Genomic DNA, 19,385 nt, shown 5'->3' on the forward strand with positions numbered 1-19,385 from the left:
TGTTGTTGCACACACCGTAGAATCAAGCGGTGTTGATTTGTTTGTCCGCGAACCACAAGAACTCCAGCTTTGACGTGCTCGAAAAGCTGTCTGTGGGCGCCGACTCGGCAGCGGGCGGGATGCTCACGGGGCACGATGCCCTCAGCGGGGCCGTGGTCGTGGCCACCTGCAACCGCTTCGAGGCCTACCTCGACCTCGACGAACCGTTCGGGGTCTCCCCGCTTCCCGCGGTCTACGCCGCGATCGACGCCGTGAGCGAGAGCACCGGCGTGAGCGCCGCGCTGCTGCGCGACACCCTTGACCTTGTGCACGGAAACGGCGTAGCCGAGCATCTCTTCGCCGTGACCAGCGGACTCGAGTCCGTGGTCGTCGGCGAGGGCGAGATCGCCGGCCAGGTGCGGCGCTCCCTCGAGGAGGCCCGCGCCGCCGGCACCACCAGCCCCGAGCTGGAGCGCCTGTTCCAGCGCGCCTCGCAGACCTCCCGCGGCGTGAAGAACCACACCGGCATCGGCGCCGCCGGCCGCTCCCTGGTGCGTCTGGCGCTTGAACTGGCCGAGAGCCGGGTCACCGACTGGGCACACACCCGGGTGCTGCTCGTGGGCACCGGCCGGTACGCCGGCGCCTCGCTGGCGGCCCTCCGTGAACTCGGCGTCAGCGACGTGCGGGTCTACTCGTCGTCGGGCCGGGCCGAGAAGTTCGCCGTGGCACACGACATCTCGGCCGTGTCGACGGATGCCGATTCCCTGGCCGCCGAGACCGCCCTGGCCGACCTGATCCTCACCTGCACCACCGTCGATCACCACGTCATCGATGCGGGCATCCTCACCGCCGGCCGGGCGCTCCTCGCCGCGACGCACGCCGGTGTCGGTGCGCCGGTTGCCGAGGCCGGTCCCGTGCGCTCCTGTCCCGTCGGTTCCGAGGCCGAGGCGGCCCGCCAGCTGGTCATCGACCTCGGCCTGCCGCGAAACGTCGACCCCGACGTCAGCGACGTGCCCGGGGTGGAGCTGCTCGACCTCGAGACCATCCGCATCCACGCCCCGCTCGAACAGCTCAACGCCACCAGCGAGGCGCGAGAGCTGGTGGGCCGCGCCGCCAGGAAGTTCTCGGCCGTGGCCGAGGAGCAGAGCCTGGCGCCCGCCGTCGTGGCGCTGCGTTCGCACGTCTTCGACATCCTCGACGGGGAGATCGAGCGGGCCAGGCGGCGCGGTGACACCAGCGAGCAGACCGAATCCGCCCTGCGGCACCTCGCCGGGGTGTTGTTGCACACGCCCATGGTGCGTTCCCGCGAGCTGGCCCGCGCCGGCGATCAGGAAGCGTTCCTCGGCGGGCTCGACGCCCTGTTCGGCATCGAGGTGACCCTGCCGGAGACCGCGGCGGCGCCCGTCGGGCTGCCCGGCGCGGCCGGCGTCTCCGACGCCGCGTCCTGACCCGGCCGTCACGGTAGCCCGGAGGCGCAGCATCCGGAGTTATGCGGGTGCGGCGCCGCTCTGCGGGTGGCGTGCCACGCGCACAGCGGCGCCCGACCCGCGAAACGCTCAAGCGGGTCAGGCGCCGGATGGGGCGGGTTACGCTCCGCGCAGGCGCACGGCCAGGTAGGCGTCGAGCTCGGCCAGGGGCACCCGCTCCTGCGCCATGGTGTCGCGGTCACGCACGGTGACGGCCTGGTCCTCGAGCGAGTCGAAGTCCACCGTGATGCAGTACGGCGTGCCGATCTCGTCCTGGCGGCGGTAACGACGGCCGATGGCGCCGGCGTCGTCGAAGTCCACGTTCCACGATTCGCGCAGGCGCGCGGCCAGCGAGCGGGCCATCGGTGAGAGGGCCTCGTTGCGACTCAACGGCAGCACGGCGGCCTTGATCGGGGCCAGGCGCGGGTCGAGCTTGAGCACGGTGCGCTTGTCGACGCCGCCCTTCGCGTTGGGCACTTCTTCCTCGTGGTACGCATCCACCAGGAACGCCATCAGCGAGCGGGTCAGGCCGGCAGCGGGCTCGATCACATAGGGGACCCAGCGTTCGTTCTTGGTCTGGTCGAAGTAGGAGAGGTCCTTGCCCGACGCCTCCGAGTGCGTCTTGAGGTCGAAGTCGGTGCGGTTGGCGACACCCTCGAGTTCACCGAACTCGCTGCCGGAGAAGCCGAAGCGGTACTCGATGTCGACGGTGCGCTTGGAGTAGTGCGAGAGCTTCTCCGCGGGGTGCTCGAACAGGCGGAGGTTCTCGATGTTGATGCCCAGACCCGTGTACCAGCTCATCCGCTGGTCGATCCAGTACTGGTGCCATTCCTCGTCACTGCCGGGCTCGACGAAGAACTCCATCTCCATCTGCTCGAACTCGCGGGTGCGGAAGATGAAGTTTCCGGGGGTGATCTCGTTGCGGAAGCTCTTGCCGATCTGGCCGATGCCGAACGGGGGCTTCATGCGCGCCGCCTGGAGCACGTTGGCGAAGTTCACGAAGATGCCCTGCGCGGTCTCCGGGCGCAGATAGTGCATGCCGGCCTCGTCGTCGACCGGGCCGAGGAAGGTCTTGAGCAGGCCCGAGAATGCGCGCGGCTCGGTCCAGGTGTGCCGGTTGCCGCAGTTGGGGCAGGCGATGCCGTCGATGCCGCCCTCGGGGGCGCGGCCCTTCTTCTCCTCGAACTCCTCCACCAGGTGGTCCTCGCGGAAGCGCTTGTGGCAGCTGGTGCACTCCACCAGCGGGTCGGAGAAGACCTCGACGTGGCCGGAGGCCTCCCAGACCTTGCGCGGCAGGATGACCGAGGAGTCCAGGCCCACGACGTCGTCGCGGCTGGTGACCATGAACCGCCACCACTGCTTCTTGATGTTCTCCTTCAGCTCCACACCGAGGGGCCCGTAGTCCCAGGCCGACCGGCTGCCGCCGTAGATCTCACCGGCCTGGAAGACGAAGCCGCGGTGGCGGGCGAGGGCGATGACGGAATCAAGACGGGAAAGTGCGGCCACGGTGGCTCCAATGGTCCAAAAGGATGGTCAAAATACCGGGCAGAGGCCCGGGTACGGATTCGTCCATTTTAGCGATGCGGGCACGGCCCCCGATTACGGGCGTTGTCAGCGGCCGGCAGCGGCGATATCTTCGACTCGTTCGACTCACGCCCGGCTTGTTCTGGCTTTCCATCGGCTCCAACGACCGGCTCCGGGGGGAGGACCGCCGTGCGGCAGGACCCCGCCCTCACCCGGCGCACCGTGCTGGCCTCGCTTGGCCTTTCCCTCACCCTTGCCGGCTGCGCGACCCTCGCAGCCGCCCCGCGCCCGAGCGTCCCGGCAACGACGACGCCACCGACTCCCAGCCCGCTCCCCCGGCCGTTGCCCGGCGCGGTACCGCCGCCCGTGCCCGTCGCCCAGCCCGCGCCCGGTCTGGTGCGGGTTCCGGTGCCGCCCGGCACCCTGTCCGACCTGCCCGGCGAGGGCACCCTGCTGGCCTGGACCGTCGACGACGGCTCCAGCAGCGAGGTGCTGGCCCGGTACATCCGCTTCGCCGCCGAGACGGGCACCAGGCTCACCTTCTTCGTCACCGGCTGTTACGACGCCTGGACCGACAACGCCGACCGGCTCCGGCCGCTCGTGCAGACCGGCCAGATCCAGCTGGGCAACCACACCTGGTCACACCCCGACCTCAGCACCCTCAGTGACGCCGACGTCACCACCGAACTCCAGCGCAACCACGACTTCCTCAGCGACACCTACGGCGTCGACGCCCGGCCCTATTTCCGGCCGCCGTACGGCGTGCACGACGATCGGGTGGATGCCCTGGCCGCCGCGCTGGGTTACACGGTCCCGACCACCTGGTACGGGTCGCTGGCGGACTCGGGGCTCCTCACCGAACAACAGGTGGTGGATTTCGCGACCACCTGGTTCCTGCCTCAACACATCGTGATCGGGCACCTCAACTTCGAACCGGTCACCAACGTTTTCCCGCAGTTACGCGCGCTGCTGCACGACCGCGGGCTGACCACCGTCACCCTCAACGATGTGTTCACCAGCGCGGCTCATCCGTGACATTCGCACCTCACGACACGTCACCAGGGGGACCAATGGCACCGTTGCCGAGCGCGACGAGTGTTACCGTTACCGAGTTACCCGGCAAAATGCTGTGAGTTTCTCTGTGTTTTCATAGACCGTGTACCTCAAAGAGGAGTACCGATGGGCGCGACGTCCAGCATTCCGCAAGGCGCAACCGACGATCCAGACCTGACCCAGGACCCGGCCCTTCCGCCGGTGGCCCTGGATCCCAGAATCCACGAGGCCGAGGAGGCCCACTGGACCCCGGTGAAGATCGCGATCTGGCTGGCCATCGCGCTGCTCGGCGGGCTGAGCTGGGTGATGCTGGCGGTCGTCCGCGGCGAGACCGTGAACGCCATCTGGTTCGTCTTCGCCGCCATCTGCACGTACCTGATCGGGTACCGGTTCTACTCCAACTACATCCAGAAGCACCTGCTTCACCCGGATGACCGGCGGGCGACCCCCGCCGAGTACAAGGCCGACGGCAAGGACTACGCCGCCACCGACCGCCGGGTGCTCTTCGGCCACCACTTCGCCGCCATCGCAGGCGCCGGCCCCCTGGTGGGCCCGGTTCTCGCCGCGCAGATGGGTTACCTGCCCGGCACGATCTGGATCATCGTCGGGGTGGTGTTCGCCGGTGCGGTGCAGGACTACCTGGTGCTGTTCTTCTCGATGCGCCGTGGCGGCCGGTCGCTGGGCCAGATGGCCCGCGACGAGCTCGGCCGGGTCGGTGGCACCGCCGCCCTGCTCGCCACGCTCACGATCATGGTCATCATCGTGGCCATCCTCGCCCTCGTCGTGGTCAACGCCCTCGCCGAGAGCGCCTGGGGCGTCTTCTCGGTAGGCATGACCATCCCGATCGCCCTGTTCATGGGCTGCTACCTGCGCTTCCTGCGCCCGGGCAAGGTCACCGAGATCTCGATCATCGGCTTCGTGCTGCTCATCGCCGCGATCGTCGGCGGTGGCGCGATCAGCGAAACCACGTGGGGCGCGGCCCTCTTCACCATCGACAAGGTGCCGCTGGCGATCGGCATCATCGTCTACGGTTTCATCGCCGCCATCCTGCCGGTCTGGCTGCTGCTGGCCCCGCGCGACTACCTCTCCACCTTCATGAAGATCGGCACCATCGGCATGCTCGCCATCGCGATCATCATCGTGCGGCCCGAGATCCTGGTTCCCGCGGTCACCGAGTTCGCCTCCAGCGGCGCCGGCCCTGTCGTCAGCGGCACCCTCTTCCCGTTCCTCTTCGTCACCATCGCCTGCGGTGCGTTGAGCGGATTCCACGCGCTGATCGCCTCCGGCACCACGCCCAAGCTGATCGAGAAGGAACGCCAGAGCCGGTTCATCGGGTACGGCGGCATGCTGATGGAGTCCTTCGTGGCGATCATGGCCCTCGTGGCCGCGCTGTCGATCGACCAGGGCATCTACTACGCCATGAACGCGTCACCCGCCCTCACCGGCGGCACCGTGCAGGGCGCGGCCGCGTTCGTGAACGGCCTGGGCCTGACCGGCGTGAGCGTCACCCCTGAGCTCCTCACCCAGACCGCGATCAACGTCGGCGAGGAATCGATCGTGTCCCGCACCGGTGGCGCCCCGACCCTGTCGGTGGGGCTGGCCAACATCATGCAGCAGGTCGCCGGCGGCAGCGGCATGATGGCGTTCTGGTATCACTTCGCGATCATGTTCGAGGCGCTGTTCATCCTCACGGCAGTGGATGCCGGCACCCGCGTCGCGCGGTTCATGCTGCAGGACAGCCTGGGCAACATCTTCCCGAAGTTCAAGGACACCAGCTGGCGCACCGGCGCCTGGATCTGCACCGGCATCATGGTCGCAGCCTGGGGCGCGGTGCTCGTGATGGGCGTCACCGACCCGCTCGGCGGCATCAACACGCTGTTCCCGCTGTTCGGTATCGCCAACCAGCTGCTGGCTGCGATCGCCCTCGCCGTGTGTATGGCCATCGTGGCCAAGCGCGGACTGTTCAAGTACATCTGGATCGTGGCGCTGCCACTCGGCTTCGCGGCCGTCGTGACCATCACTGCCTCGATCCTGAAGATCTTCTCGACCGTGCCGTCGGTGGGCTACTTCGCCCAGAACGCCGCGTTCTCCAATGCCCTGGCCGCCGGGGAGACGAGCTTCGGCACGGCCACCTCGGTTGAGGCGATGGAGGCCGTGGTGCGCAACACCATGGTGCAGGGCATCCTCTCGATAGTCTTCGTCACCCTCGCCGTGGTCGTGATCTTCACCGCGCTGCAGGCCACCTGGAACGCGTGGAAGACCCACTCCAGTTCGACCAGCGAGGACCCGGCCGTGCCGTCGCGGATCTTCGCGCCGGCGGGCATCATGGCCACGCCGGCCGAGAAGGCCAACCAGGCCCTCTGGGACGCCCTCCCGAAGACCGGCAAGCGCAAGGCGCGCGAGCACTGATGTCAGGCCAGCACTGATGCGCGTCGCCACCGCGGTGCGCTCGGCCGCGGCCGGGCTCGCCTGGTACGTCAGAGGGGTCATGGGTGAGGATGCCTACGACAAGTACCGCGCGCACCACGAGTCGGTGCACGGCACGGATGCCTCGGCACCGGTGCTGACCGAACGGGAGTTCTGGCGCGACCAGACCGACCGTCAGGACACCAACCCCCAGGGCCGGTGCTGCTGAGCAGCGTCCCTTCCTCGTCAGTACTGCGTCCCGCCCGGGTGGAAATCCGGGCGGGCCGTAGCATTGGAGGCGATGACTGACACAACGAAGCCCCCACTGACGACTCCGACCAAGCCCCCGCTCAACAAGGACACCCGGCTCTGCATCTCGCTGGCCGCGCGGCCGAGCAACTTCGGCACCCGGTTCCACAACTACCTTTACGAGCAGTTCGGGCTGGACTTCGTCTACAAGGCGTTCACCTCGACCGACCTGGCCGGCGCCATCGCCGGGGTGCGGGCGCTCGGCATCCGCGGCTGCTCGGTGTCGATGCCGTTCAAGGAGGATGTCATCGCTCTCGTGGACGAACTCGACGCCTCGGCCACGGCCATCCAGTCGGTGAACACCATCGTCAACGACGACGGCTACCTGCGGGCGTACAACACCGACTACATCGCCGCGGCCGACCTGCTCAGAGCCAACAACCTCGACCCGGCCACCCCGTTCCTGCTGCGCGGCTCCGGCGGCATGGCCAAGGCCGTCGGTGCGGCCCTCCGCGACACCGGCTTCGCCGCGGGCACCATCGTGGCCCGCAACGAGAGCCGCGGCCGGGCCCTGGCCGACGAGCTCGGCTACAGCTGGCTGGCCGAGCCCGGCACCGCGACAGCGCCGCTGCTGGTGAACGTCACCCCGATCGGCATGGCCGGCGGCGCGCAGGCCACCGAGTCCGCCTTCACTGCCGCGGCCGTCGCCGCAGCCGACACCGTCTTCGACGTCGTGGCGCTGCCCGCTGAGACGCCGCTGATCCTCGCGGCGCGGGCGGCCGGCAAGTCCGTCATCACCGGCGCGGAGGTCATCGCCCTGCAGGCCGCCGAACAGTTCGAGCGCTACACCGGCGTGCGGCCGACCCCCGAGCAGGTGCGGGACGCCTCGGCCTTCGCCCGCGCGTGAGCGACGCTCCGGCCGCGCCCGCCGGCGCGCACCCCGACATCCTGGTCGCCGCCGTCGCACTCATCCGTGACCGCCGGGTGCTCATGGTCACCGCCCGCGGGCGGGACGTCTGGTTCATGCCCGGCGGCAAGATCGACCCCGGCGAGGGCGAGGCGGATGCGGCCGCCAGGGAAGCCTGGGAAGAGGTCACCGTGCGCCTGGACCCTGCCGAACTCGACCTCCTGTTCACCGTGCTGATCCAGGCACACGGCGAACCCGACGGCCGGCTGGTGCGGATGAGCGTCTTCGGGGCTCAGACCACCGATGAACCCGCGGCCAGCGCCGAGGTCAGCGCCGTGCACTGGGCCACCTCGGCCGACCAACAGCGGTGCCCGCCGGCCGGTGTCGAGGTGCTGCGCCGCTTGCACGCCGCCGACCTGATCGACTGAGCGTCGCGCTGCGCGGGCAACGGGCACCCCGAATGCCCCTGCCGGGTGGAGCCGGTACGGTGGAAAGGCCGAACCCATCACGCAGCCGCCGAGCTGCCTTCGGCTCCCCCATGCACTAAGGAGATCTATGTCGGTGCTCGACAGGCAGTTGGTTCCAATTTTCGAGGAGGTCCTCGACCGGAACCCGGGCGAAGCCGAATTCCACCAGGCGGTGCGGGAGGTTCTGGAGAGTCTCGGACCGGTGGTGACCAAGCATCCGCAATACGCCGACTCGGCCGTGATCCGACGCCTGTGCGAACCCGAACGCCAGATCATCTTCCGGGTGCCGTGGGTGACGGATTCGGGCAAGATCGAGGTGAATCGCGGGTTCCGGGTGGAGTTCAACTCCGCCCTCGGGCCGTACAAGGGCGGCCTGCGCTTCCACCCGAGCGTCAACCTCGGCATCGTGAAATTCCTGGGCTTCGAGCAGATCTTCAAGAACTCCCTCACCGGGCTGCCCATCGGCGGCGGAAAAGGCGGGTCAGACTTTGATCCGAAGGGCCGCTCAGACGCCGAAGTGATGCGTTTCTGCCAGTCGTTCATGACCGAGCTGTATCGGCACCTGGGCGAGTACACGGATGTCCCGGCCGGTGACATCGGCGTCGGCGGGCGTGAGATCGGCTACATGTTCGGCCAGTACAAGCGCATCACCAACCGCTACGAGTCAGGCACGATGACCGGCAAGGGACTGAGCTGGGGCGGCTCCCAGGTGCGCACCGAAGCGACCGGCTACGGCACCGTGTTCTTCGTCGACGAAATGCTCACAGCCGCCGGCCAGGGCTTCGACGGCAAGCGCGTCGTCGTGTCCGGCTCGGGCAACGTCGCGATCTACGCGATCGAGAAGGTGCACCAGCTCGGCGGCACCGTGATCGCCTGCTCGGACTCCGGCGGTTACGTCGTCGACCCGTCCGGGATCGACCTCGCCCTGCTCAAGGAGGTCAAGGGTGAGCGCCGGGGACGGATCGCCGAGTACGCGACCCTGCGCCCGGGAAGCGTCACGCACGTCGCCGGCGGGTCGATTTGGGATGTTCCGTGCGACATCGCGCTGCCGTGCGCGACCCAGAACGAACTCGACGCCGACGGCGCCGCGGCGCTGATCCGCAACGGCTGCCAGATCGTCGCCGAGGGCGCGAACATGCCGACCACCCCGAACGCCGCCCGGTTGTTGGCGGAGGCCAACGTGTTGTTCGCTCCCGCGAAGGCCGTCAACGCGGGCGGGGTGGCCACCAGCGCGCTGGAGATGCAGCAGAACGCGTCGCGCGACTCGTGGACCTTCGAGCACACCGAGGACCGTCTCGCCGAGATCATGCGCGGCATCCACGATCGGTGCCTGGAAACCGCTGACGAGTACGGGACACCGGGAAGTTACGTGGCCGGGGCGAACATCGCCGGCTTCACCAGGGTCGCCGACGCGATGCTCGCGCTGGGCGTCATCTAGGCGACGAGCCGAAACCCACGGCGCTGCCGGCGCAGAATCGGTGCGCGGGCGGCGCCGCGGGCGTACCCTGCCTGCATGACCGACGAGCAGCCACTGCCCTGGGCCGCGATCCGGCTCTGGGAGATCGGCATGTTGCAGCAGTCCACCGGCAGCGGCCTCGAGCACTGGCTGGCCCGCATCCAGGAGTTGGACCCACCCGACGAACACGCCCTGCGCGAGTGGTTGGGGACCGAGGGGCTCAGCGGCTACCCGCGCGCGCTTCTCGTGCACGAGACGTTCGGCTACCCGGACTCCACGGTGCGGGCCGCCGACGAGTTGATCGACGCCCAGTATGCCGACCGCCCGTTGCTGCGGCCGATTCTGGACGCCGTGCTGCTGTACGCCGGCGACCTCGACGAGGTGGGCATCCAGACGCGCACCACGCACGTCGCGTTGTCCGGACCGCAGCGCACCTTCGCCGTGGTGCAGCCGACCACCCGGCACCGTGTGGACCTGGGTCTGCGCATACCGATGCCTGACGTGGCACCGAGCACCCGGCTGCGGCCGGCCACCGAGCTCGGCGCCGACTTCCCCGCCCGGATCCCGCTCACCTCGGCCAGCCAGGTCGACTCCGAGGTGGCCGCCTGGCTGAAGCACGCCTACGATGCGACGCTCTAGCCGCGTGCGCCCGGCTCGCGGGGTTCAGCGCACCGTTCGCGGGCTATGGTGGCGCCGTGAGTGACGACTCCGAACGGGTGCACCCGGACGACCGGGCCGCGTGGCGGGCCTGGCTGGCGAAGAACCACACGACGAAGACCGGCGTGTGGCTGGTCACCTGGCGGCAAGGCTCCGGGATGCCGGTGCTCGGCTACGAGGAGGCCGTGCTCGAGGCCCTCGCGGTGGGCTGGGTCGACAGCAAGGGCGGCAAGGTCGACGAGCGGCGCACCATGCTCTACTTCGCGCCGCGCCGCCGCGGCAGCGCGTGGTCCAGGCCCAATAAGCAGCGCATCGAACGGCTCCGCGCCGAGGGACTGATGCGGGACGCCGGGGAGGCTGCGGTGCGCTCCGCCGAGGCCGACGGCTCCTGGACCCGGCTCGACGAGGTCGAGGACCTGATCGTGCCGCCCGACCTGGCCGCGGCCCTCGCCGCTCTCGACGGTGCCCGGGCGAACTGGGATGCCTTTCCCCGCTCGCCCCGCCGCGGCATCCTGGAGTGGATCGTGCAGGCCAAGCGGCCGGCCACCCGCGCCGCCCGCATCCGGGAGACGGCCGAGGCGGCCGCGCGCAACGAGCGCGCCCACCAGTGGGTCCCCCCGGCCCAGCGCCGCGAACTGTGAGAAAGGCCCCACACCCGATGATTCCGGGGCTTAACTCACAGTTCGGTGGGGGGGGGTCAGTGCACGTATTCGAGCAGGTCCAGGCCGACCGAGCGCATGCCGTCCAGCACCGAGAGGCGGGAGGACAGGTTGTGGTCATCGAAGAAAATCGACACGGCGTAGGCGACGCCGGCACGCGGTCCGCGCAACACGCCCACCTCGCTGCGCACCCCGTTGTCGGAGCCTGTGGAGTTGACCAGCAGCACGCCGTGCGACGCCGACCGGTGAGCGTGCGGCTCGAAGCCGAACGCGCTGGCCACCATGGACAGGTCGGAGTTCAGCGACAGCCAGCCGAGAACCCGTTCGCTGCCCTCGTCGTCGAGGATCTCCCCGCGCGCCAGGGCCGTGAACAGCCAGGTGAGTTCGCGGGCGCTGCCCACCGACAGGTTGGGGGCGTCGTCGGGGCCACGGGCGTCGCGGACGAGGTCGAGCAGGCCGGTGCCGCTCAGGCCGAGTTCCTCGGTGCGACGGCGCACGGCCTCCAGGCCCACCGCGCGCAGCAGCACGTTGGTGGCCAGGTTGTCGTTGGTGGCTCCCACCAGTGCGGCGAGGTCGGCGACGGGCAGCGACGGCGCCTGCAGGTGCTGCCAGAGTCCGGAGCCGTCGACCGAGTCGCGCACCGTGCGGTCGAGGATCGTGTACGCGCCGAAATCGGCGTCGCGCAGCCGCGAGGCCACCTCGATGAGCAGCAACACCGTGCCGACGCCGGCGGTGGGCATGACGACGTGGTCATCGACGGAGAACAGCACCCGGCCGGTGGCCAGGTCGGTCGCCCGAGCCGACACCTGCGCACCGCCCATGGCGAGCTCGCCGAGCGAGTGGAAGCCACGCTCGAAGCTGGCCGGCACCGAGGATTCCCGGTGTCTGCCGCCGCGTTCGATCGCGTGCCTGGACCGGCGTTCGGATTCCTGTGCTGGCGCGACCACTACTGCGTTGTCCTCTGACTATCGGTACTGCGACATCCCCGCGAACACCCTAACCCACGGGTCGCGGGGCCGGAGGAGACCGCTACCAGATCGTGACGCGCTTCTCGGGAGCGAGCCACGCGGCATCCGTCTCGGTCACGCCGAACGCCGTGTAGTACTCGTCGATGTTGCGCACAATCTGGTTGCACCGGAACTCGTTCGGCGAGTGCGGGTCGATCGCGAGCAGCCGGATGGCCTCCTCGTCGCGCATCTTCATCTGCCACGCCTGCGCCCAGGAGAGGAAGAACCGCTGGGCCCCGGTGAACCCGTCGATGACGGGCGGCTCGGCGCCCTCGAGCGACAGCAGGTACGCCTCCCAGGCGATGGAAAGGCCGCCGAGGTCGCCGATGTTCTCGCCGATGGTGAGGGCACCGTTCACGTGGTGATCGGGCACCTGGGCCGGGTGGAGCGCGTCGTACTGCTCGATCAGCGACGCCGTGCGCTGCTCGAACGCGGCCTTGTCGGCCTCGGTCCACCAGTCGGTGAGCCGGCCGTCGCCGTCGTACTTGGAGCCCTGGTCGTCGAAGCCGTGGCCGATCTCGTGGCCGATGACCGCGCCGATCGCACCGTAGTTCGCTGCGGCATCCCGGTTCACGTCGAAGAACGGCACCTGCAGGATGGCCGCGGGGAAGACGATCTCGTTGAAGCCCGGGTTGTAATAGGCGTTGATGGTCTGCGGGGTCATGAACCACTCGTCGCGGTCCAGCGGGTTGCCGATCTTGCCCAGCTCACGGTGGAACTCGAACTCGCCGGTGGCGCGCACGTTCTTGATCAGGTCGCCGGGCTCGATGGCCAAGCTGGAGTAGTCACGCCATTTCACCGGGTAACCGATCTTGGGGGTGAACTTGTCCAGCTTCTCCAGGGCGCGAACCCGGGTCTCCTCGGTCATCCAGTCCAGACCCGAGATGCTGGCCCGGTAGGCCTCGACGAGGTAGCCGACGAGCACGTCCATGCTCGTCTTGGCGTCGGGCGAGAAGTGCCGGTCAACGTAGATGCGGCCGACGGCCTCGCCGAGGGCGCCCTCCACGAGAGAGACGCCGCGCTTCCAGCGGGCACGGATCTGCGGGGTGCCGGTGAGGGTGCGGCCGTAGAAGTCGAAGTTCGCCTCGACGAAGTCGTTCGACAGGTACGACGCGCTCGAGCGGATGACCTGCCAGCGCAGCCAGTCCCGCCAGGCATCGAGCCGGTCTTCGGTGAGCATCTCGGCCAGGCCGACCACGAAGCTCGGCTGGCGCACGACGACCTCGGCGAAGGACACGGCCGGGGCGTCCAGACCCTCCAGCCACAGGTCGAGGTCGGCGCCCGCGGCGAGCGCGGACAGCTGGTCCCAGGTCTTGAGGTTGTAGGTCTTCTCGCTGTCGCGGGTGCGCACATTGTCCCAGTGGTGGCTGGCGAGCTCGGTTTCCAGGGCGAAGATGCGACCGGCGCGCTCCGCGGCGGCGTCGACGCCGGCGAGGGTGAGCATCCGTTCGACGAAGGCAAGGTAGGCCTCGCGCACGCCGGCGAACTTCTCGTCACGGTAGTAGGACTCGTCGGGCAGGCCCAGGCCGGCCTGCTCGACGAAGACCAGGTAGCGCTCGGGGTTGCCCGGGTCGTTGTCGACGAAGAGCTGGAAGGTGCCCGCGACGCCGGACCGCTCGAGGCGGCCGAGGGTGGCGAGGAACACCGGCACGCTGCTGATGCCGTCCACGGTGGCCAGGTCGGCCGCGAGCGGGGTGGCGCCGAGCTGCTCGATGCGTTCCTCGTCCATGAAGCTGGCGTAGAGGTCACCGAACTTGCGCTCCTCGGTGCCCTCGGCGGCGGTCTGCGCCTCGAGGATGATGGCCCGCACGGCCTTCTCGGCCTCCTCCGCGAGCAGGTAGAACGAACCCCAGCGGGCCTTGTCGTTCGGGATCTCGGTGCGGGCGATCCACTTGCCGTTCACGTGGCGGAAGAGGTCGTCCTGCGGGCGCACGCCCGGGTCGAGTTCGTCGGTGTCGATTCCGGATGCCGTCGCCTGATCAGTCATCGCACCAGCCTAAACCTCACCGTGAAATGGTGGGGGATGTAGCGGGCGTGGGACCATGGGCCGTGGTGGGCGATGCGGCGGCATGGGAGCATAAGGACAACGGCGCTCCACACGGGTCGCCCTCGACCCAGGAGATCCCCATGCGCGTCATCACCCTGCCCGAGTTCGGCTCCGCCCTCGAACTGACCGAGATCGACACCCCTCAGCCGTCTGCGGGAGAGGTCCGCGTGCGCGTGCACGCGGCATCCGTCAACGGGTTCGACCTGGCCGTGGCCGCCGGCTACCTCAATGGCCTGATGGAGCACCGGTTCCCGGTGGTGCTGGGCAAGGACTTCGCGGGGATCGTGGATGCCGTCGGCGACGACGTCACCGCATACGCCGTGGGCGACCGGGTCTTCGGCGTCGTCACCAAGGCCCACCTGGGCGACGGTTCGTTCGGCGAGTTCGTGGTTGTCCCCGTCGCGACGGGCCTGGCGAAGCTGCCCGAGCAGGTCGACTTCGCCCGCGGCGCCGCCCTCGGGCTGGCCGGTACGGCAGCGCAGGCCGCCGTGGATGCCGCCGAGCTCAGCGCCGGCAGCACCGTACTGGTCGTCGGCGCCACCGGCGGTGTCGGCAACCAGGCGCTGCAGCTCGCCGCCGCGGCCGGCGCCACCGTGATCGCCACCGCCCGCACCGCCCTCGGCATCGCCCAGGTGCGCCTGCTCGGCGCCAGCGAGGTTGTTGACCACACCCAGAACCTCAGCGAGGCCGTGCTCGCCGCCCACCCCGACGGTGTCGACGTAGTACTGCACTTCGCCGGTGACGCGGCCACCGTGCTGCCGGCGCTGCGAGCCGGCGGTCGCCTGGTCTCCACCCTGATCGGCTCGCCCGACCAGCTCGGCACCGACACCGTCACCGTGGTCCCGATCCTCGCCGACCCCACCCCCGAGGTGCTGACCCGCCTGGCCGAGAGCCTCGCCGCCGGCCGCACCTCCGTGACCGTTCAGGGCAGCTACGCCCTCGCCGATGTTGCCGAGGCATTCGACGACTTCGAGGCCGGCGCGCGCGGCAAGCTCGTCATCCTGCCGTAAGTCGTCTCGCCGGCGCCCGGACGACCGGGCCGCCGACGGGCCGACCCGATACGATCTGGTACATGCGGGCACGGACACGGACACTGGGACGATCGGTCGGCCTCGTCATCGCGGGTCTGGCCATGAGTGCGGCGGCGCTGCTGTGGCTCGCCGTCGCAGCGGGGAGTCCGACGCCCGATGCAGCCCCCTTCCGGTACCTGATCTTCGGCGTGCTCCCGGTCTTGTACGATCCGAGCCGGCCGGCGCTCTGGGCGATCCTGGGGGCCATCGCCCTCGCTGTGCTCTTCGCCGCCGGCATCGCCCTGCTCGAACGCCGGGCGACGAACAGATCCCGCCGGTCCTCGAACTCGAGCCGTAACCCGCTGGCGCCGAAAATCGTGATGGCCAAAAGTGGCGGCGTTTTCGCGAAACCCGTGACGGTGACCGTGCTGATCCCCGCGCACAACGAGGAGCTCTCGCTGCCGGCGACCCTGGCCTCGCTCTTCGCCCAGTCGCACAGGCCGGAGCGGGTGATCGTCGTCGCCGACAACTGCACGGACGACACCGTCGCCATCGCCCGCGCGCACGGCGTAGAGGTCTTCGAATCCGTGGACAACAGGAAGAAGAAGGCCGGCGCCCTGAACCAGGCCCTCAGCCGGGTGCTCCCCGGACTACTCGACAACGACGTGGTCATGGTCATGGACGCGGACACCGCGCTCGACGACGGGTTCCTCGCCGAGGCCGTCGCCCGTTTCACGAGCGATCGCGCCCTGATGGCGGTCGGGGGCCTCTTCTACGGTGAGCCCGGGTTCGGCCTGATCGGACTGCTCCAGCGAAATGAGTACGTGCGTTACTCCCGGGAACTCGCCCGACGGCGCGGCCGTGTCTTCGTGCTCACCGGCACGGCTTCGATGTTTCGACCCCTCGCGTTGCGTTCCGTCGCCCAGAACCGCGGCGTCACCCTGCCGGGCGTGCACGGCGATGTCTACGACACCCACGCGCTCACCGAGGACAACGAACTCACCATCGCACTGAAATCGCTCGGCGCACTGATCACCTCCCCGGCACAATGCACAGTGGTCACAGAGCTGATGCCGACCCTGCCCGCCCTCTGGCAGCAGCGCCTGCGCTGGCAACGCGGCGCCCTGGAGAACATCGGCGCGTACGGGCTAACCCCGGCCACGCTTCGCTACTGGGCGCAACAGCTCGGCATCGGCTACAGCGTCATCGCCCTGACCTCGTTCCTGACCCTGATTCTGGTCACCCTGCTCGCCGTCAGCACCTGGGTGTGGTTCCCGTTCTGGCTCGGCCTCGGCACGATTTTCGTTGCCGAACGCGTGGTCACCGTGTGGGAGGGCGGCTGGCGGGCCCGGTTGCTCGCGCTCACCGTGCTCCCCGAACTCTGCTTCGACTTGTTCCTGAACGTGGTCTACGTCAAGGGCATCATCGACATCACCCTCGGCCGGCAGGCCAACTGGGAACACGCGAACACCCCGACCCTCACGGTGAGGGCCGTCTGATGCCGGTGCCAGCGCTGCTCCCGTTGCTCTCGCCCACCGGCATCCTATTGCCCGATTCGGCCGTGACCACGCACTTCTTCGCGATCTTTTCAGCATTCGTCGGAATCAACACAGTCATCTATGTTGTGCTCGCTGTGGCGAAGATCCTGCCGAAGATCTACCTCACGGATTGGCTCGGGGGCCGGAACCGTCGGTCTGCGGACCGCAGCATCTACGGCGCGGATCCGGCGCCCGGGCAGTCGGCAGAGCGCGTGCGCGACACCGCTCCTCCGCACCCCCAGTAGCGCGCTGGCCAGCACCGCCTCACAGCGCGAGGTCGCGGCGACGGATGCCCACGGCCGCCACGGCCGCCAGCGGCACGGCCAGCGCCGGCATCCACCAGGCCCCGCTCCAGTCCACCTCCGCGGCCGCCACGATAGGCGTGTGGCTGAACGGTGAGAGGTCGCGCAGCCACTGGGGCAGGTCGAGCAGGTCGCCGAACTGACCCACGACCACCGCGGCGAGCAACAGGCCCCAGCTCAGGCCGATACTCAGGCGCGGCAGCAGCGCCACGAGCACCGCGGCGACGCTGAGCAGCAGCAGCGCCGCCGGTAGCTGGGCGGCACCGGCCGCCAGCACGCTGTCGATGCGGTCGCCGGCGTTCGCGGAGCGGAGGAGCCCGGCCGCCGCACCGGCCACGGCGGCCGCGAGCACCAGCACGATCCCGGCCAGGCCGACGATGAGGTAGTCGAACAGCCAGCGGATGCGGCCGAGGCTCGTGCTGAGCATGGCCTCGGCCACCCCGGCGGCCTCCTCCTGACGCGCCCGGAGCATCGCCTGGATCGCGGCGGCCGTGGCCAGCACCCCGACCAGGCTGAACAGGGTCGCGGTGAACAGGTCGATGATCGCGCCCCGGCCACCGGCCAGGCCCACCAGCACATTCTGGAAGACCGGGTTCCCCTCCATCAGCTCGACCACGGTCTCGCCGAGGCTGCCCGCCAGCATCCCGAACAGCAGCCCGGTGATGGCCCAGCCGAGAATAGCCGGCCAGTGCAGCCGCCAGGCCAGTCCCAGCGAGCCGTGCAGCAGCCAACCGGCCGCCGGTCGGCCGGCCCGCTCGGCGAAGACGCTCGAGCCGGTGTCGCGGCGGGACTGCAGCAGTACGGCAACGGCCACGAGCAGGCCGGCGAGGGCGACCGACAGCAGCAGCGGTGCCGGGTTGTTCTCGGTGAACGCACGGGTGCGCTGGCCCCAGCCGATCGGGGACAGCCAGCTCGGCCAGGCGCTCGTCAGGCTCAGGCCGTCGGCGGACGGGGTGCCGCCCGCGTCGCCGGCGGCGCGCAGCACATAGGCCAGACCGACCACCGCGGCCGCCAGTCCGTTCGCACCCCGGGAGGTGCGCATCAGCTGCGCGGCCACCACCCCCACACCGAGAAACGCGACGCCGGTACCGGCCAGAGCGGCGCCCGTGACGAGCGAGCCGAGCGGGTCGAGCCCGGCGATGACCAGGGCCAGCGCCACCGCGGCGCCCGCGGCCAGACTCGCGACGACGCCGAACAGGACCGTGGCCAACAGCGGCACCACCCGGCCGGCGACGGTGGCGCCGATCAGCTCGCTGCGGCCGGCCTCCTCCTCTGCGCGGCTGTGCCGCACCGCGAGGAACGTGCTCATGAACGCCACGGCGGCGGCGAGGTTGGCGAACATGCTGAAGAACAGCAACGCGTCGGTGGTGGGGCCCCTCGGTTCGCCGCGGAGCATCAGGATGCTCGGCGTGCCCACGGCGATCTGCACGAGAGCTTCCCGGTCGGCGAGGGTGCCGAAACTGGCGGGCACGGCGATACCGGCGAGCAACGCGATAGCCGCGAGCGAGAGGAGCCAGATCGGCAGTTGCACGCGGTCCCGTCGCAGCCGCAGCCGCAGCATCGGCCACAGGGTGGGCACCGCTGCTCGCACGTACGTCGGGGCGGCCTGGCGTGCCGGGGCTGCCGAGGCCGTCATCGCCGGTGCCGGTGCTGCGGAGAGTGGGCGCCGGCCGGGTCTGAATCGACGTTCTCCGGCCCGTTCGGGGCCGCCGACGCGTCATCGTAGTGGCGTAGGAACAGGCTCTCCAGGGTGGGCGGCGCCACGGTGAGCGCCTGCACCCGCAGCTCGGCGAGTACCGGTAACATCCCGGGCAGCGCCTGGGCGTCCACTGTGAAGCTCACCCTGTCGTCACCGACCGAGAGGTCACGCGCGCCCGGCAGCCGTGCGGCGAGGCCGGCAAGTTGGGCATCCGTGAGCGCGGCGGCGGCGAAGGCCACCTCGGTGCGGGTGAGGTGGCGCAGCTCGGCCAGGGTGCCGGTCTCGATGATCCGGCCGGAGCGGATGATGCTCACCCGGTCGCAGAGGCGCTCGACCTCGCTGAGGATGTGGCTGGAGAGCAACACCGTGGCGCCGTCGGCGGCCGCGGCGACGATCTCGGCCCTGAAAACGGCATCCATCAGCGGGTCAAGGCCCGAGGTGGGTTCGTCGAGGATGAGCAGGTCGGCGGGCACGGCGAGCGCCGCGACGAGGGCCACCTTCTGCCGGTTGCCCGTCGAGTAGGTGCGGCCCTTCTTGGTCGGGTCGAGCTGGAAGCGCTCGAGCAACTGCCGGCGCCGCGCCTGGTAAGTCGGATCGGCGGTGCGGGCCCCGCGCAGCCGGGCGAGCAGGTCGATGGCCTCGCCGCCGGAGAGGTTGGGCCACAGGCTCACGTCACCGGGGACGTAGGCGATGCGGCGATGCAGCGCGGAGGCATCCACCCAGGGATCACCGCCGAGCACGCTGGCCGAGCCGCCGCCGGCGCGCATCAGGCCGAGCAGGATGCGGATGGTGGTGGATTTGCCCGCGCCGTTCGGGCCGACGAAACCGTGCACCTCCCCCTCGGCCACCGACAGGTCGAGGCCGGCGAGGGCCTGCACCCGGCCGAACCGCTTGGTGAGGTCGCGCGTCAGAACAACGGGGCTCATAGCCGTGAGACTACGCCCGAACCTTGGTCGGCG

17 protein-coding genes are annotated in these 19,385 nt (G+C 69.7%); 12 read left to right on the forward strand and 5 right to left on the reverse strand.

From position 1 onward, the window contains the following. Nucleotides 1-29: 29 nt before the first annotated feature. On the forward strand, nucleotides 30-1,427 hold the full coding sequence (locus E3T22_RS14695) for a glutamyl-tRNA reductase (RefSeq protein WP_134479597.1): 1,398 nt from the start codon (nucleotides 30-32) through the stop codon (nucleotides 1,425-1,427). A 138-nt stretch (nucleotides 1,428-1,565) separates the two neighbouring features. Here E3T22_RS14695 and E3T22_RS14700 read toward each other — a convergent pair whose 3' ends face one another. Beyond that, entirely contained in the window at nucleotides 1,566-2,951 is a 1,386-nt protein-coding gene (locus E3T22_RS14700) for a glycine--tRNA ligase (protein ID WP_088454855.1), read from the reverse strand. 207 nt (nucleotides 2,952-3,158) lie between these two features. On the opposite strand from E3T22_RS14700, the gene E3T22_RS14705 reads away from it, so the two are divergent. The 8 genes from E3T22_RS14705 (at nucleotide 3,159) to E3T22_RS14740 (ending at nucleotide 10,805) form a co-directional block, all read left to right on the forward strand. After that, a complete protein-coding gene (locus E3T22_RS14705; RefSeq protein WP_088454854.1) occupies nucleotides 3,159-4,004 on the forward strand; it encodes a polysaccharide deacetylase family protein in 846 nt (281 codons plus the stop codon). Between the two features lie 144 nt (nucleotides 4,005-4,148). Next, nucleotides 4,149-6,431 carry a carbon starvation CstA family protein gene (locus E3T22_RS14710; protein WP_134479598.1) on the forward strand — a complete coding sequence of 761 codons (2,283 nt, stop codon included), beginning with the start codon at nucleotides 4,149-4,151 and terminating at the stop codon, nucleotides 6,429-6,431. 16 nt (nucleotides 6,432-6,447) lie between these two features. After that, nucleotides 6,448-6,657, forward strand: coding sequence for a YbdD/YjiX family protein (locus tag E3T22_RS14715; RefSeq protein ID WP_088454852.1), 210 nt, complete (start codon nucleotides 6,448-6,450; stop codon nucleotides 6,655-6,657). A gap of 72 nt (nucleotides 6,658-6,729) precedes the next feature. Further along, entirely contained in the window at nucleotides 6,730-7,584 is an 855-nt protein-coding gene (locus E3T22_RS14720) for a shikimate 5-dehydrogenase (protein WP_088454851.1), read from the forward strand. Next, nucleotides 7,581-8,012, forward strand: coding sequence for an NUDIX domain-containing protein (locus E3T22_RS14725; protein ID WP_241983694.1), 432 nt, complete (start codon nucleotides 7,581-7,583; stop codon nucleotides 8,010-8,012). The genes E3T22_RS14720 and E3T22_RS14725 overlap by 4 nt, the downstream gene beginning before the upstream one ends. A 127-nt stretch (nucleotides 8,013-8,139) precedes the next feature. Then, complete coding sequence (gdhA, locus tag E3T22_RS14730; RefSeq protein WP_088454850.1) at nucleotides 8,140-9,489, forward strand: NADP-specific glutamate dehydrogenase; 1,350 nt, start codon at nucleotides 8,140-8,142, stop codon at nucleotides 9,487-9,489. A gap of 75 nt (nucleotides 9,490-9,564) precedes the next feature. After that, the gene (locus E3T22_RS14735) at nucleotides 9,565-10,146 is read left to right on the forward strand and encodes a DUF5655 domain-containing protein (RefSeq protein ID WP_088454849.1); all 582 of its coding nucleotides are present in this window, start codon (nucleotides 9,565-9,567) and stop codon (nucleotides 10,144-10,146) included. 56 nt (nucleotides 10,147-10,202) lie between these two features. Then, a complete protein-coding gene (locus E3T22_RS14740) occupies nucleotides 10,203-10,805 on the forward strand; it encodes a YdeI family protein (protein WP_088454848.1) in 603 nt (200 codons plus the stop codon). Between the two features lie 56 nt (nucleotides 10,806-10,861). Here the strand turns inward: E3T22_RS14740 and E3T22_RS14745 are convergent, their stop codons facing one another. Together E3T22_RS14745 and E3T22_RS14750 are read right to left on the reverse strand one after the other, a co-directional pair. Beyond that, entirely contained in the window at nucleotides 10,862-11,770 is a 909-nt protein-coding gene (locus E3T22_RS14745) for a serine hydrolase (RefSeq protein WP_088454847.1), read from the reverse strand. Nucleotides 11,771-11,852: 82 nt separating this feature from the next. After that, a complete protein-coding gene (locus tag E3T22_RS14750; RefSeq protein ID WP_088454846.1) occupies nucleotides 11,853-13,817 on the reverse strand; it encodes a M13 family metallopeptidase in 1,965 nt (654 codons plus the stop codon). 140 nt (nucleotides 13,818-13,957) lie between these two features. On the opposite strand from E3T22_RS14750, the gene E3T22_RS14755 reads away from it, so the two are divergent. From E3T22_RS14755 to E3T22_RS14765, 3 genes are all read left to right on the forward strand, one after another. Beyond that, nucleotides 13,958-14,887, forward strand: a complete 930-nt coding sequence (locus E3T22_RS14755; protein ID WP_088454845.1) for an NADP-dependent oxidoreductase — start codon at nucleotides 13,958-13,960, stop codon at nucleotides 14,885-14,887. A gap of 62 nt (nucleotides 14,888-14,949) precedes the next feature. Next, nucleotides 14,950-16,386 (forward strand): glycosyltransferase, encoded by a 1,437-nt coding sequence (locus tag E3T22_RS14760; protein WP_088454844.1) that lies wholly within the window; start codon nucleotides 14,950-14,952, stop codon nucleotides 16,384-16,386. Beyond that, nucleotides 16,386-16,670, forward strand: coding sequence for a hypothetical protein (locus E3T22_RS14765; protein WP_088454843.1), 285 nt, complete (start codon nucleotides 16,386-16,388; stop codon nucleotides 16,668-16,670). Before E3T22_RS14760 ends, E3T22_RS14765 begins: the two co-directional genes overlap by 1 nt. A 19-nt stretch (nucleotides 16,671-16,689) precedes the next feature. On the opposite strand, the gene E3T22_RS14770 is transcribed toward E3T22_RS14765, so the two are convergent. Both E3T22_RS14770 and E3T22_RS14775 read right to left on the reverse strand, forming a co-directional pair. Further along, the gene (locus E3T22_RS14770; RefSeq protein WP_134479599.1) at nucleotides 16,690-18,363 is read right to left on the reverse strand and encodes an ABC transporter permease; all 1,674 of its coding nucleotides are present in this window, start codon (nucleotides 18,361-18,363) and stop codon (nucleotides 16,690-16,692) included. Further along, nucleotides 18,360-19,352 (reverse strand): ABC transporter ATP-binding protein, encoded by a 993-nt coding sequence (locus E3T22_RS14775; RefSeq protein WP_134479600.1) that lies wholly within the window; start codon nucleotides 19,350-19,352, stop codon nucleotides 18,360-18,362. Before E3T22_RS14775 ends, E3T22_RS14770 begins: the two co-directional genes overlap by 4 nt. Between the last annotated feature and the right edge of the window lie 33 nt (nucleotides 19,353-19,385).

Source organism: Cryobacterium sp. TMB3-10 (assembly GCF_004402305.1).
GTDB lineage: Bacteria > Actinomycetota > Actinomycetes > Actinomycetales > Microbacteriaceae > Cryobacterium > Cryobacterium zongtaii.

Coding starts and splice junctions, on each gene's coding strand:
- E3T22_RS14710 (WP_134479598.1), top strand. CDS start 4,149: ATGGGCGCGACGTCCAGCATTCCGCAAGGCGCAACCGACGATCCAGAC.
- E3T22_RS14770 (WP_134479599.1), bottom strand. CDS start 18,363: ATGACGGCCTCGGCAGCCCCGGCACGCCAGGCCGCCCCGACGTACGTG.
- E3T22_RS14765 (WP_088454843.1), top strand. CDS start 16,386: ATGCCGGTGCCAGCGCTGCTCCCGTTGCTCTCGCCCACCGGCATCCTA.
- E3T22_RS14715 (WP_088454852.1), top strand. CDS start 6,448: ATGCGCGTCGCCACCGCGGTGCGCTCGGCCGCGGCCGGGCTCGCCTGG.
- E3T22_RS14760 (WP_088454844.1), top strand. CDS start 14,950: ATGCGGGCACGGACACGGACACTGGGACGATCGGTCGGCCTCGTCATC.
- E3T22_RS14720 (WP_088454851.1), top strand. CDS start 6,730: ATGACTGACACAACGAAGCCCCCACTGACGACTCCGACCAAGCCCCCG.
- E3T22_RS14755 (WP_088454845.1), top strand. CDS start 13,958: ATGCGCGTCATCACCCTGCCCGAGTTCGGCTCCGCCCTCGAACTGACC.
- E3T22_RS14735 (WP_088454849.1), top strand. CDS start 9,565: ATGACCGACGAGCAGCCACTGCCCTGGGCCGCGATCCGGCTCTGGGAG.
- gdhA (WP_088454850.1), top strand. CDS start 8,140: ATGTCGGTGCTCGACAGGCAGTTGGTTCCAATTTTCGAGGAGGTCCTC.
- E3T22_RS14775 (WP_134479600.1), bottom strand. CDS start 19,352: ATGAGCCCCGTTGTTCTGACGCGCGACCTCACCAAGCGGTTCGGCCGG.
- E3T22_RS14750 (WP_088454846.1), bottom strand. CDS start 13,817: ATGACTGATCAGGCGACGGCATCCGGAATCGACACCGACGAACTCGAC.